Origin of the sequence: Klebsiella sp. ZJOU C1 (genome assembly GCF_035620215.1) — a bacterium.
Lineage (GTDB): Bacteria > Pseudomonadota > Gammaproteobacteria > Enterobacterales > Enterobacteriaceae > Klebsiella > Klebsiella variicola.
Genome location: NZ_CP141644.1, coordinates 2530201 through 2543674, shown reverse-complemented (window position 1 = coordinate 2543674; position 13474 = coordinate 2530201). Strand labels below are relative to the sequence as shown.

At 57.3% G+C, this 13474-nt stretch carries 8 protein-coding genes; 4 read left to right on the top strand and 4 right to left on the bottom strand.

All coding sequences use genetic code 11. The features are described 5' to 3' along the window. Nucleotides 1-25: 25 nt before the first annotated feature. Both mqo and SPE70_RS12050 read right to left on the bottom strand, forming a co-directional pair. Nucleotides 26-1636, bottom strand: coding sequence for a malate dehydrogenase (quinone) (gene mqo, locus SPE70_RS12055; RefSeq protein WP_229531661.1), 1611 nt, complete (start codon nt 1634-1636; stop codon nt 26-28). Nucleotides 1637-1943: 307 nt separating this feature from the next. Then, on the bottom strand, nt 1944-2867 hold the full coding sequence (locus SPE70_RS12050) for an N-acetylmuramic acid 6-phosphate etherase (RefSeq protein WP_064170114.1): 924 nt from the start codon (nt 2865-2867) through the stop codon (nt 1944-1946). A 373-nt stretch (nt 2868-3240) separates the two neighbouring features. On the opposite strand from SPE70_RS12050, the gene SPE70_RS12045 reads away from it, so the two are divergent. Together SPE70_RS12045 and dcuR are read left to right on the top strand one after the other, a co-directional pair. Further along, on the top strand, nt 3241-4857 hold the full coding sequence (locus SPE70_RS12045; RefSeq protein WP_023297543.1) for a sensor histidine kinase: 1617 nt from the start codon (nt 3241-3243) through the stop codon (nt 4855-4857). Next, entirely contained in the window at nt 4854-5573 is a 720-nt protein-coding gene (dcuR, locus tag SPE70_RS12040) for a two-component system response regulator DcuR (protein WP_008805043.1), read from the top strand. Before SPE70_RS12045 ends, dcuR begins: the two co-directional genes overlap by 4 nt. Here the strand turns inward: dcuR and SPE70_RS12035 are convergent. Both SPE70_RS12035 and SPE70_RS12030 read right to left on the bottom strand, forming a co-directional pair. After that, nucleotides 5554-6504: an FAD:protein FMN transferase gene (locus tag SPE70_RS12035; protein WP_012968325.1), complete on the bottom strand. Its 951-nt coding sequence runs from the start codon at nt 6502-6504 to the stop codon at nt 5554-5556. The two genes, dcuR and SPE70_RS12035, sit on opposite strands and share 20 nt — an antisense overlap. A gap of 214 nt (nt 6505-6718) precedes the next feature. Beyond that, nucleotides 6719-9496 carry a flavocytochrome c gene (locus SPE70_RS12030; protein ID WP_064170116.1) on the bottom strand — a complete coding sequence of 926 codons (2778 nt, stop codon included), beginning with the start codon at nt 9494-9496 and terminating at the stop codon, nt 6719-6721. A 641-nt stretch (nt 9497-10137) separates the two neighbouring features. Here SPE70_RS12030 and SPE70_RS12025 point away from each other — a divergent pair. Both SPE70_RS12025 and fumA read left to right on the top strand, forming a co-directional pair. After that, nucleotides 10138-11649, top strand: a complete 1512-nt coding sequence (locus SPE70_RS12025; protein WP_012968326.1) for an anion permease — start codon at nt 10138-10140, stop codon at nt 11647-11649. 54 nt (nt 11650-11703) lie between these two features. Continuing rightward, nucleotides 11704-13356, top strand: a complete 1653-nt coding sequence (gene fumA, locus SPE70_RS12020; RefSeq protein WP_008805047.1) for a class I fumarate hydratase FumA — start codon at nt 11704-11706, stop codon at nt 13354-13356. Nucleotides 13357-13474 lie beyond the last annotated feature (118 nt).

The window sequence follows — 13474 nt, the reverse complement described above, 5'->3', positions numbered from 1 at the left end:
TTTTGTTCACTGCACGAATGTGCTTTTACAGCGCCATATCATGCTGCGGCGAGGCGTCGCGCGGCGGCTCTGCCGGTTTGGCGGTCGCGGTCGGCGCAGCCGCTGGCATCTGGATCACCGGCGGCTTAGTCAGCTGCAGCGCCGCGGCGGTGTCATCCCATACCTGCTGGGTCAGCGCCACGTTACCGTTCAGCTTCTGACCGTAGCTCGGCACGATAGCGTGAATACGGCTCTGCCACTCCGGCGAGTTAAACTGCTGCGGGAACATCTGCTTGAGTACGTTCAGGGTGATCGGCGCGGCGGTGGAAGCCCCCGGCGACGCGCCGAGCAGCGCAGAAATCGTTTTCTGCTGATCGACCACCACTTCGGTACCCAGCTTCAGAACGCCGCCCTTCTCTGCGTCTTTCTTAATGATCTGCACGCGCTGGCCGGCCTGGATCAATTTCCAGTCTTCTTTACGCGCGTCCGGGTAGTACTCTTTCAGCGCAGCAAAACGGTCATCATCACTGAGCATCACCTGGCTGACGAGATATTTCACCAGATCGAAGTTGTCGAGACCGACGTGGGTCATCGGCAGCACGTTATCGGTGGTGGTGGTGCTGAGCAGGTCAAAGAACGAACCATTTTTCAGGAACTTGGTCGAGAAGGTGGCGAATGGCCCGAACAGCACCACGCGCTTACCGTCGAGATAACGAGCGTCAAGATGCGGCACCGACATCGGCGGCGCGCCGACCGAAGCCTGACCATAGACTTTCTCCAGATGCTGCGCGGTGACCGCCGGGTTCTCGGTCATCAGGAACGAGCCGCCCACCGGGAAACCGGCATAGTTATCCGCTTCCGGAATGCCGGTTTTCTGCAGCAGCTTCAGCGCGCCGCCGCCGGCGCCGATAAAGACGTATTTGGCGTCAATAGTCTGCGCTTCCCCGCTCTGCACGTTCTTAATCGTCACGTGCCAGGAGTTGTCAGCATTGCGTTTGAAATCGGTCACCTCGGAGGAGGTTTGCAGGGTGAAGTGGTTATTTTTCTTCAGGCTGCCGATCAGCTGGCGGGTAATTTCGCCGTAGTTGACATCGGTACCCACCGGCGTCCAGGTGGCGGCCACTTTCTGCTGCGGATCGCGACCTTCCATCACCAGCGGCGCCCACTGTTTAATTTGCGCGTGATCGGTGGAGAATTTCATTCCCTGGAATAAGGTGGTCTGCTGCAGCGCGTTATAACGTTTTTGCAGGTAATCCACATTATCGCCCCACACGAAACTCATATGCGGTGTGGAGTTAATAAAGGAGTGCGGGTCGTGCAAAATACCGCGTTTCACCTGTGCCGACCAGAACTGACGGGAAATCATAAACTGTTCGTTAATATCCAGCGCTTTGCTGACGTCAATCGACCCGTCCGCTCGTTCCGGGGTATAGTTCAGCTCCATATTCGCTGAGTGGCCGGTACCGGCGTTATTCCAGCCGTTGGAAGATTCCAGGGCTACGCCGTCCAGTTTCTCCACCATGGTCAGGTTCCAGTCCGGCTGCAGCGCCTGCAGCCAGGTGCCGAGCGAGGCGCTCATGATCCCGCCGCCAATCAGCAGGAAGTCGGTTTTTTTAGAGGTATCCGCTTCAGCATGCGTCGCCGCGCTGACGAACATCGCTAATGCGGTAAAGGAAATAATCGTTTTTTTCATTGCAGGCATAATAGAATTATCACGTAGCACACGGTAATAAGAGGCAGCATATTAACGCACTTTTACTTTATTTTAAAATATCATTTACACTCTGGCATTTTTAATCAAATAATTATTTAACTTAAAAAAGCAAAGCGAGACATCAAAATGATACCTGGTGAAAAATAAGATCGAAAATTCAGCCTGATTGCTGAGAAAAATAAAAAAGAGAGATTTTTTTAGTTAATAAAGTCCAGGCGCGTACGACAATCGCGCGCGCCTGGCTGAGGGGTTAATGGGCGGGAGTGGTCGTGCTTCTGCGCTGTGCTTCGCGCAGGGCGAGACGCAGGTGATTGTGATGTTGCGTCAGCAGCTCGCGCGCGTGCCAGGCATCCAGCCCGCTGAGCAGCATCAGGATCGCGGTGCGGCAGTGCTGATGGCAGCTGGCCAGTGCCGCTTTTGCTTCACTGCGCGTGCAGTCGGTGGCCGCCATGACAATCGCTATCTGCCGCTCCGCCCAGTGCGAATTGTCAGCCTGCACGTCCACCCGCAGATTGCTGTACACCCGACCGTCACGGATGGCGAGCCCGGTCGTCAGCATGTTGACGATCTGCCGCTGGGCCAGTTGAGCCTTCGGATTGGCTAAGCCTGCCACCGCTTCCGGCCCGGTCTGTGGGGCAATAATGATATCCGCCAGCTGCGCCGCCTCGCTGGCCGCCTGCTGAGTGACGACAGCGATAGGGGCCCCCAGCGACCAGGCGTGGCGCATCGCGCCCCACACCCACGGCGTCTTGCCGCTGACGGTCAACGCCAGCAGCATATCGTGGTTGGAAAAGTCCAGCGACTGCAGTTCAAAGGCGCCCAGGTCATAATTATTTGCTGCGGTTTCCCGCTCGGCCATCGCCGCCGTCTGCCCACCGGCAATCAGTCCCACCAGCGCGTGTTTGCCTTCCGGCGAATAGTCGCTGACCGCCTCGATGGCCGTCCGGCCTGACGCTCCAGCGCCGATAATGACCAGGCGCCCTCCCCGGCCCATCGTCGCGGTGGCGACATCAATCAGCCGGGCGATGTCCGGCAGGCAGGCGCCAACCGCCTCCGATATCTGCTTATCATCCTGATGCAGCATCGCCAGCATGTCGGCCGTGGCGAGACGATCGATGTGAGTGGTATCCGGGTGACGGCGGGCCTGCATTGCAGCGGTTAGCGAACTGTTCATAACAACCTCCATTTACAACAGAAAAAGCGCATCTCGGCGACATCAGCGGCCTGATGCATATCCTTATATTCATCAGGCCTATTTAACCTCTGCCGCCACTATAAGTGGAATGTTCTGTGCTTTACCGCCGTCGGGGTCACAGTTTACCCTCCCGACCGCCCCGTCAGGGGGCGATTGCCGGTTATCTGAGCAATCCTGTCTTACGTCTCATCTTCGCCGCCCGCCGGCATGACCAGTCAGAAGGATTGCTGGCAGAGCATGTGAAACGGTTTACGTATCGGCTAAACCGCCTCGATTGGCTTTGATTACACGGCTTTATGAAAACCGTCCTATCGGCGATAATATGCCTTCACTGAATCTATCCGGGATCGTCATGAAGGCATCAGAGCAGCCGCCTCGCGTTCGCCAACGCGCCTTACCGTTAAAGCTGAGCACCGCCGTATCCTTGATGATCGGCAGCGTCATCGGCGCCGTGCTCCTGCTGGTCTATGCCCTGTGGTATATGCAGATCAGCAATGCCACCCGCGACGGTCTGAAAGAGACCGCGCTGGCGGTGGCGCGCACCATGGCTGATATGCCGCAGGTGAAGCGCGGACTGGAGGCGCCCCCACAGCAGCAGATCATTCAGCCGCTGGCGCAGGCCATCACCCGGCGCAACGACCTGCTGTACGCTATCGTCACCGATATGCACGGTATTCGCTATTCGCATCCGGATACCTCTATCATCGGTAAGCGGTTTATCGGCCGGGATATCCTGCCCACGCTGCAGGGAAAAGAGAACGTTGCCATTAACCACGGCGTACTGGCCCCGGCGCTGCGGGTGTTCACCCCGGTGTTCAACGACCAGCGCCAGCAAATTGGCGTGGTGGTGGTCGGCATTTCGCTGAGTAAAGTGGACGAACAGATCGCCAACAGCCGCTGGGACGTACTGTTGACCATCCTGTTCAGCGCGCTGGTCTGCGCGCTGGGCACCTGGAGCCTGGTACGCGGTCTGAAGCGCGTCCTGCTGGGGCTGGAGCCGCAGGAGATTTCCACCCAGTTTCAACAGCGTCAGGCCATGCTTCACGCCCTGAAGGAGGGCGTCGTTGCCGTCGATGCCCACGGCGAAGTTAATTTGATCAACCCGGCGGCGCAGGAGATCCTCTTTTCCGGCCCGGACAAAACCCTGGCCCACACGCCGCTGCTCGCCGACCTGCAGACCGTCTTGCAGAGCGGCGAGCCGATGTACGACCGCGAACTGGGATGCAATGGCCTGTTGCTGATCGGCAATACGGTGCCCATTCGCAGCCAGGAAGCGGTGGTCGGCGCCATCTGTACCTTCCGCGATAAGACCGAGGTGAGCCAGCTGCTGCAGCGGCTGGATGGCATGATGAGCTATGTGGATGCCCTGCGCACCACCTCTCATGAATTTATGAATAAACTGCACGTGATCCTCGGCCTGCTGAATATGAAAAGCTATGGCAAACTCGAGGAATACGTGCTGCAGACCGCCCACCGCTATCAGGCGGACATCGGCGACATTCAGCACCGCATTAAATCCCCGGTGGTGGCGGGCTTCCTGATAAGTAAAATTCAGCGCGCCACCGAGTGCGGCTTTACGCTGACGCTGGCGGAAGAGAGCCTGGTGCCGGATTGCCCGAACGAGAAGCAGGTCACGGTACTGGTGACGGTGCTGGGCAATCTTATCGAGAACGCGCTGGACGCCATGAGCGGCCAGGCGGAGGGTGAGATCGGCCTGCTGCTGCACTACCAGGACGGCTGGCTAAGCGGTGAAGTGAGCGATGACGGACCGGGGATCCCGGAAAATAATATCGACGCTATCTTTAACAAAGGTTTCTCCACCAAAGGCGAGAATCGTGGCGTCGGGCTGTTTCTCGCCAATCAGCAGCTGCGCGAACTGGGCGGCACCCTCGCCGTCGAGTCGGAACCCGGCGTATTTACCCAATTTTTTGTTCATCTCCCCTGGGATAGTAAAAGGAAACGTGCGTGATAAATGTGTTGATTGTTGACGATGATGCGATGGTGGCCGAACTGAATCGCCTGTACGTGGCAAGAGTTCCCGGCTTTCGTTGCAGCGGGAGCGCTTCGACGCTCAGTCAGGCCCAGGAGATGATTAACGATAAGCAGCGGGAGATCGATCTGGTGCTGCTGGATGTCTACATGCAACAGGACAGCGGGCTGGATCTACTGCCGACCATCCGCGAGTCGGGGCGCGCTATCGATGTCATCATGATCACCTCGGCGGCAGACGCCGCCACGGTGCAAACCGCGATGCATTACGGGGTGGTTGATTACCTGATCAAACCTTTCCAGTTTCCGCGCTTTGAAGAGGCGCTCACCACCTGGCGGGAGAAGCGTAAACTGATGACCGGCCAGCCGTATTACGAACAGGCCGACGTCGACCGTCTGCTGCACGGCGGCGCGCCGGAGGCCAGCGACGCGCGCAAGCTGCCCAAGGGGCTAACCGCGCAAACGCTGCGTACGCTCTGCCAGTGGATTGACGCCCATCCGGACGTTGAATTCTCTACCGATGAGCTGGCGGCGGCCGTAAATATCTCCCGCGTCTCGTGCCGCAAATATCTGATTTGGCTGGCACAGATCAATATCCTCTACACCACTATCCACTACGGCGCTACCGGGCGACCGGTCTATCGCTACCGCCTGGTCGCCGAACAGTACAGTTTGCTTAAGCAGTACAGTCAATAACCTGATAGCCGCTGTCCAGCGGCGCAAAACGCAGCCGCTGCGGCGATGAGAGAATGATGTCGCGATTTTTGGTGACGAAAATCGCGTCGATATCCTCACGCTGACGCAGTGCTGCGCAGCCCTTCTCTACGCCGAGGCCGAACAGCAGCGTAGTCCAGATATCGCCGTCTAAAGAATCCGTGGAAATCACTGTCACGCTGTCGAGTTCGTTATCCAGCGGATAACCGCTGCGCGGGTCGAGAATATGGTGCCAGCGTTTGCCGTCCTGCTCAAAATAACGTTCATAGGTTCCGGAAGTGACCACCGACTGCCCGTTGATCGTCAGGGAGCCAATCAGCGCCTGCGCGTCGGCAAACGGTTTTTTCAGGCCAATGGTCCATTCGCCGAGGGTATGCACATTGCCGCCGAGATTGATCAGCGCCTTCGCCACCTGCTGCTGACGGAGATAATCGCGCACGCGGTCAGCGATATAGCCTTTGGCGATCGCCCCAAGATCCAGCTCCATCCCCGGCTGCTGGAGAAACACGCTGCAGGTAGTCTCATCGAGGACCACCTCCTGTGGGCGGGTCAGCGCCAGCCGGGCCCTGATATCAGCCGCGTCAGGCACGCTGTGCCCCTGAAAACCAATTCGCCACAGCTTCACCAGCGGGCCGATGGCAAGATTAAAGGCGCTGTCGCGCACCATGCTGGCGGCTTTGGCGCACTGAATCAGCTGAAAGACCGGGCGACTGACCGTGACCGGATGGCGTCCGGCGGCATGGTTGATATCCATCACCTGCGACTCGGCGCGGTTAACGGTAAGCAGATCTTCGTAGCGTTTAATTAACTGAAATACGCGGGAGGCCAGCGCCTCATCGTGGGAATAAAGTTTGAGCAGAATGGGGGAACCCATCAGGACGGCGGAGTAGCTATAGACACGGTTATCGGACATCGGGCTCTCCTTCAGAAGGGATAAGAACCTATCCCAGTAGGCGTAATTGGCGCAGCCAGTTTGAACACGGACAGCGCGCAGAAACCGGAGCGTACACGTAGTACGTGAGGATTTCGAGCACTGCCCAGGTTCAACATGGCAAGCAAAATAGCCCTAATGAGATAGGCTCTAAGCCGGGCGGCAAAAGCACCAGCCCGGCATCAGCAATTACCTGTTATCCTCTGGCACGTTTCGCCGCCTGGTGGCCCGCGAGGGTACCGAAGATGATGATATCCGCGACCGCGTTACCGCCGATGCGGTTGCCGCCGTGGATCCCGCCCACCACTTCACCGGCGGCGTAGGCGCCGCGGATCGGCTGCTGGTCAACGTTCAGCACTTCGCCATCGGTGTTAATGGTCACGCCGCCCATGGTGTGGTGCACCCCGGGGGCGATGCGAATGGCATGGAACGGGCCTTCGTTAATCGGCGCGCGCAGCGCGGTTGTGCGGCCAAACTGTTCATCATGCTGTTTTTCGACTGCCCCGTTGTAACACTCGAGGGTGGCGAGGAAGGCATGGTAATCCATCCCCAGTTTCTCCGCCAGTTCACGTGGCGAGCTGGCGCTGGTGACGAAGCCTTTGGCGATGTACTCATCGGCAGCTTTGTTTTTCGCCCGCACATGCTCGTCAAAGACAATGTACGCATAGTGTTCCGGCAGGGCGATAATCGCCGCCGAGACTTTATCGCGGGTCTCCATTTCGTTAAAGAAGCGGTTCCCCTGCTGGTTAACAAGAATAGCGCCGCCGCCGCGAATCGATTCGGAAATCAGGTACGAAGTCTGCTGTTCGACGGTGGGGTGAATCTGAATTTCGCCCATATCCACGGTGCCAGCGCCGATGCGTTCCAGCAGCGCGATACCACTCCCGGTTGCCCCTTTGTGGTTGGTGGTGACGAAGCCTTCGAGGTCCGGACGATACTTCACCACCATCGCGCTGTTGGCGCTGAAGCCGCCGGTGGCCACTACGATGCTTTTGGTCTGTACTTCAATGACTTCTTTTTCGTCGTTGACCAGACGTACACCGCTCACCTCATCCCCGCTCATCAGGATCTCTTCCACCGAGGTATCCAGCAGGACGTCGATCCCGCGTTTGGTGATGTTGCGCACCAGGCCGCTAATCAGATAGCCGCCGACTGCTGACCCGTCGCGCGGACGGTGGGTACGGTCAATGCTCATCCCGCCGGTGGTGGTGATGTCGTTGAGCATAATGCCGCGGTCCGCCAGCCACTCAATGGCTTGCGGCGCATTCTCCACGAAGCGACGCAGCAGCTGCGGGTTGTTTTTGTTGTGGCCGCCCTTCAGGGTTTCCTGATAGAACAACTCTTTACTGTCCTGAATACCTTTGACCCGCTGGAAGCGAGTTTCCGCGGCGTTCATCCCGGCGGAAGCCTTGATGGTGTTGCCGCCAATGGTCGGCATTTTTTCGACGATCAGGATGCTGGCGCCTTCGTCGTGAGCCTGAATGGCTGCCGCCAGGCCGGCGCCGCCGCTGCCGACCACCACCACGTCATAACTTTTCGGCGCGGCGTCATTGCCGCCCTCTTCCGCTGCCAGCGCTTTGCTGGATTTCAGCATCGCTTTAGCGACCGCTTTTTTCACCGCTTCGCTCTGGCTGGTAGCACCGGAAATGGCGTCCACGTGCGGGGTGTTGGCGGTCAGAATACGTTCGCGGATCTCTTCGAAGCTGGTGGTGAACTCGACGGTCTGCACCGGGCTCGCCGCCAGTTCAATATCGGCAATATGATCATTTTCGAGGCTAACGTTGATCACCAGTTCATTGGCGTCATCCTGAACGGTTTCAACAAACATCCCCGGCTTAAATTTAGCGTCGCCCATGCTCATGTCGCGGATCATCGCTTCCACCAGCGAGAAGCGCCACAGCGGTTCCGGAATGTGCAGCGCCTCGCGCTGGGTGCTGTCGATAAACAGCTCCAGCTCTTCACCGGCGGCGATGCGTGCCGCCCAGTCCGGATAGGCGATGCAGGCGCGGCCCACGGCGATCAGGTCATAACCGTGATCGAGGCCCAGCTCGGCATCAGCAACGTTAACCACCCCGCCGACGCCCATCACCGGCACCTGAGCCAGGGTTTCAGAGCGCATCGCGCAGTATTTCTCGATCAGCGGCGTCGGGTCGCTGGTATCGACGATAGAGGGACGCAGGGTCGCGCCCACCGAGAAGTGCAGATAATCGACACCGCGGGCGGCCAGCTTTTCCAGCAGATACATGGTGTCGTCGAAGCGGATCCCCGGGACCTCCATCTCTTCCGGCGAGAAGCGATAGCCGATGATAAAGGCATCGTCAGCGTACTGGCGGGCCATTTTGTGGGTGATGTCGAGGACCGCCAGCGGGAAACGAGCGCGATTGTCGCGGCTACCGCCCCACTCGTCGTCGCGCTGGTTGGAGTTCGGCGAATAGAACTGCTGGATAAGATAGGTGTTGGCGCCGTGAATTTCGACGCCGTCGAAACCGGCGAGAATGGCGCGACGGACGCCGTCGCCAAACTTGGCGATCATCCCTTCCACTTCTTCTCCGCTCAGCGCCCGCGGCATCGCGGCGCCCTCACGCGGCGCGGCAATAGCGCTTGGCGCCACCGGCTGGCGCCCCCCGATCAGCTGCGGGTCGACCATGCGTCCGCCGTGATAGATCTGCAGAATCGCTTTTGAACCTTGCGCTTTGATCGCCTCGGCGATTTTCGCCAGGCCGGCAATTTTTTCATCATTATCGATGCCGATCGCGCCCGGGAAGGCCAGGCCGTAGTCATCAATAAAGCAGCACTCGACAATAATGGTGCCGATGCTGCCGGCGCGAGCACGATAGTACTCCACCAGCTCGCTGGTGACAGTCCCATCGAAATAACCGGTGCAGGTGGTCATCGGCGCCATGAGCAAACGGTTTTTCAGCTCCGTACCATTTGGTAAAGTAAATGGCTGCAGAATTCGTTCGTTACTGGTCATAAGTTACGCTCCAGATTTTAAAATATTAAAAACTCAGAATGGGGTGACGGAATCATTAATGGTTTTGGTTTTTTAATTCCTGTTGTCATGCCAATAATATAGCGTGTTTTTTAGTTACTAAATCAATTACGTTAGTTATAAAACTATTTAACCCCAACAATAACATCGCTACCTCTATTGTATTATTAAAATAATAAATAGCATTTACATAATACAAATGTACGATAACATTTTAGATACTTATGTTAACATTCAAAACGATCTGGAATTTCAATAAAAACATTTATTTTCATGCGTTTACGAAAATAATTTATAAATTCATCATTAAATGCTCATTTTTATTTTAACATTTATCGATATTTTAGCCAAATTAACACCTCATCATATAGGGTTATACTGATAATAAAAAAATAGTGAAATCACCTGCTTTTCTTGATCTCGATCAATTGCAACGGCCATTGAAAGCGCAATATATAAATAACCAACAAATTTAATTTAACGCCCAGACAAACGCGTTAAATAAACGCCCTGACGATACTCAGAAACGAAAAATAAAAACTAAAGTAACTTTTGTAATTAAAGAAATCACTGAGCATGTCGCTGGCGTAAACGCTATTTTCAACAACTTGCAGATACTCATTATGAAAGAGAAAAAGACAACCATACCGCCTGCCGGTGCAGTCAATCCAACGACTGCGACTAAAAAACGTCTCCTGATGATGGCGCTTCCGATTATCGTTGCCGTACTGTTATTGTTCGTTCCGGTCCCGGACGGCCTGCCGCCGTACGCCTGGCACTACTTCGCCATCTTCGTCGGGGTGATCGTCGGGTTAATTTTTGAACCGCTGCCTGGCGCCGTTATCGGCATCACCGGCGTGGTGGTGATCGCCCTCTGTAGCCAGTGGCTGTTGTTCAGCCCGGAACAGATGGCCGCCCCGAGCTTCAAGCTGGCCGGCGCCTCCTTTAAATGGGCGGTGAGCGGCTTCGGCAACTCCACGGTCTGGCTTATCTTCGGCGCGTTCATGTTCGCCGCCGGCTACGATAAAACCCAGTTTGGCCGCCGCCTGGCGCTGATCCTGGTGAAATATCTTGGCCGTCGCAGCCTGACGCTGGGCTACGCCATCACCTTCGCTGACCTGTTGCTGGCGCCGTTTACGCCGTCTAACACCGCGCGCAGCGGCGGTACCATCTACCCGATTATTGCCAACCTGCCGCCGCTGTACGGTTCAAAACCAAACGACCCGAGCGCGCGTAAAATCGGTTCCTACCTGATGTGGGTGGCGATCACCGCCGCCTGTATCACCAGCTCGATGTTCCTGTCGGCGCTGGCACCGAACCTGCTGGCTCTGGCGCTGGTAAAAAGCATCGTCGGCATCAACATCTCGTGGGGGACCTGGTTCATCGCCTTCCTGCCGCTCGGTGTCCTGCTGATCCTGACTATGCCGCTGCTGGCTTACTGGTTCTATCCGCCGGAAGTGAAAATCAATAACGAAGTGCCGCTGTGGGCCGCGCGTGAGCTGGAAAAACTGGGCAAACTGTCGCGCAATGAAATTCTGCTGCTGGTGTTCGTCTGCTTCGCGCTGATGATGTGGATCTTCGCCGCCGACTGGATTGAACCCGCGCTGGCCGCCCTGCTGGTTATCGTCCTGATGCTGTGGACCGGCGTGCTCTCCTGGAGCGACATCACCAACAACAAAGCGGCGTGGAACACCTTTGTCTGGTTTGCCACCCTGGTGGCGCTGGCCGACGGCCTCTCCTCCACCGGTTTCATCGCCTGGCTGGGTAAAGAGGGCGGCGCGCTGATGGGCGGTATCTCCCCGGGCGTGGCGACCATCGTCCTGCTGCTGGCGTTCTACCTGCTGCACTACCTGTTTGCCAGCACCACCGCGCACACCACTGCCCTGCTGCCGGCCATGCTGACTATTGCGGCCACCATTCCGGGTATGAATATGGAAGTGTTCGTCCTGCTGATGGTCACCTCGCTGGGCGTGATGGGGATTATCACCCCGTACGGTACTGGCCCAAGCCCAATCTACTACGGCAGCGGCTACCTGCCGACCAAAGACTACTGGCGCCTCGGCACCATCTTTGGCGCCATCTTCCTGGCCGCCCTGCTGCTGATTGGTTATCCGTGGATGTCCATGATGTTCTGATTCATAACCGCCGGGACCACCCCGGCGGTTTTTATCTTTATGGAGTAAGTGACTATGTCGACTAAACCGTTTGTTTATCAGGATCCGTTCCCGCTGGCGCACGACGATACCGAATACTATCTGCTCAGCAAAGAGCACGTCTCTGTCGCCGAATTTGACGGCCAGCCGGTTCTGAAAGTAGAGCCGCAGGCGCTGACCCTGCTCGCCCAGCAGGCCTTCCACGACGCCGCCTTTATGCTGCGCGTCTCCCATCAGCAGCAGGTCGCCTCGATTCTGCTCGACCCGGAAGCCAGCGAAAACGACAAATACGTGGCGCTGCAGTTCCTGCGCAACTCCGAAATCGCCGCCAAAGGTATTCTGCCGACCTGTCAGGATACCGGCACCGCCATCATCATGGGTAAAAAAGGCCAGCGCGTCTGGACCGGCGGTGGCGATGAAGCCGCCCTGGCGCAGGGCGTTTACAACACCTATACCGAAGATAACCTGCGTTACTCGCAGAACGCGCCGCTGGATATGTATAAAGAGGTCAACACCGGCACCAACCTGCCGGCGCAGATCGATCTCTACAGCGTCGACGGCGAAGAGTATAAGTTCCTGTGCATGGCGAAAGGCGGCGGTTCCGCCAATAAAACCTATCTCTATCAGGAAACCAAAGCGCTGATCACTCCGGCGAAGCTGAAAAACTATCTGGTCGAGAAGATGCGTACCCTCGGTACCGCCGCCTGCCCGCCATACCACATCGCGTTTGTGATCGGCGGTACCTCGGCAGAAGCGACGCTGAAGACCGTGAAGCTGGCCTCCACACGCTACTACGACGGCCTGCCGACCGAAGGCAACGAGCACGGTCAGGCGTTTCGCGACGTCCAGCTGGAGCAGGAACTGCTGCAGGAAGCGCAGAACCTCGGCCTCGGCGCGCAGTTTGGCGGGAAATACTTCGCTCACGATATCCGGGTGATCCGTCTGCCGCGCCACGGCGCCTCCTGCCCGATCGGCATGGGCGTCTCCTGCTCCGCCGACCGCAACATCAAAGCGAAAATCAACCGCGACGGCATCTGGATCGAGAAGCTGGAGAGCAATCCGGGGAAATATATCCCTGAACATCTGCGTCAGCAGGGTGAAGGCAATGTCGTCAGCATCAACCTGAATCAGCCGATGAGCGAAATCCTGGCGCAACTGTCGGCGCACCCGGTCTCCACCCGCCTGAGCCTCAACGGCACCATCATCGTGGCCCGCGACATCGCCCACGCCAAGCTAAAAGAGCTTATTGATAACGGCGAGGCGCTGCCGCAGTACGTCAAAGATCACCCGATCTACTACGCGGGCCCGGCGAAGACGCCGACCGGTTATGCCTCCGGCTCCCTCGGTCCGACTACCGCAGGCCGCATGGACTCTTATGTCGATCTGCTGCAGTCGCACGGCGCGAGCATGGTGATGCTGGCGAAAGGCAACCGCAGCCAGCAGGTGACCGATGCCTGCCATAAACACGGCGGCTTCTACCTCGGCAGCATCGGCGGCCCGGCAGCAGTGCTCGCCCAGCAGAGCATTAAGAGCCTCGAGTGCGTGGCCTATCCGGAACTGGGGATGGAAGCTATCTGGAAAATCGAAGTGGAAGATTTCCCGGCGTTTATTCTGGTTGATGATAAAGGTAACGACTTCTTCCAGCAGATCCAGAATAAGCAGTGTGCCGGCTGTCAACAGCACGGCTAACGCTCACTTCTGACGCTGATATCAGGCCGTCGCCGTTTGGGCGACGGCTTTTTTTATGCCCACGCCGCGCCAGCTTGAATTCATTTCGCGCCAGGCTATGCTCAACTACAAGCCGTCC

What these genes read in the sequence shown, in the direction of transcription:
- mqo (WP_229531661.1), bottom strand. Translation starts at nt 1,636, where the DNA reads ATGTTCGTCAGCGCGGCGACGCATGCTGAAGCGGATACCTCTAAAAAA.
- SPE70_RS12035 (WP_012968325.1), bottom strand. Translation starts at nt 6,504, where the DNA reads ATGTCCGATAACCGTGTCTATAGCTACTCCGCCGTCCTGATGGGTTCC.
- SPE70_RS12030 (WP_064170116.1), bottom strand. Translation starts at nt 9,496, where the DNA reads ATGACCAGTAACGAACGAATTCTGCAGCCATTTACTTTACCAAATGGT.
- SPE70_RS12045 (WP_023297543.1), top strand. Translation starts at nt 3,241, where the DNA reads ATGAAGGCATCAGAGCAGCCGCCTCGCGTTCGCCAACGCGCCTTACCG.
- fumA (WP_008805047.1), top strand. Translation starts at nt 11,704, where the DNA reads ATGTCGACTAAACCGTTTGTTTATCAGGATCCGTTCCCGCTGGCGCAC.
- SPE70_RS12050 (WP_064170114.1), bottom strand. Translation starts at nt 2,867, where the DNA reads ATGAACAGTTCGCTAACCGCTGCAATGCAGGCCCGCCGTCACCCGGAT.
- SPE70_RS12025 (WP_012968326.1), top strand. Translation starts at nt 10,138, where the DNA reads ATGAAAGAGAAAAAGACAACCATACCGCCTGCCGGTGCAGTCAATCCA.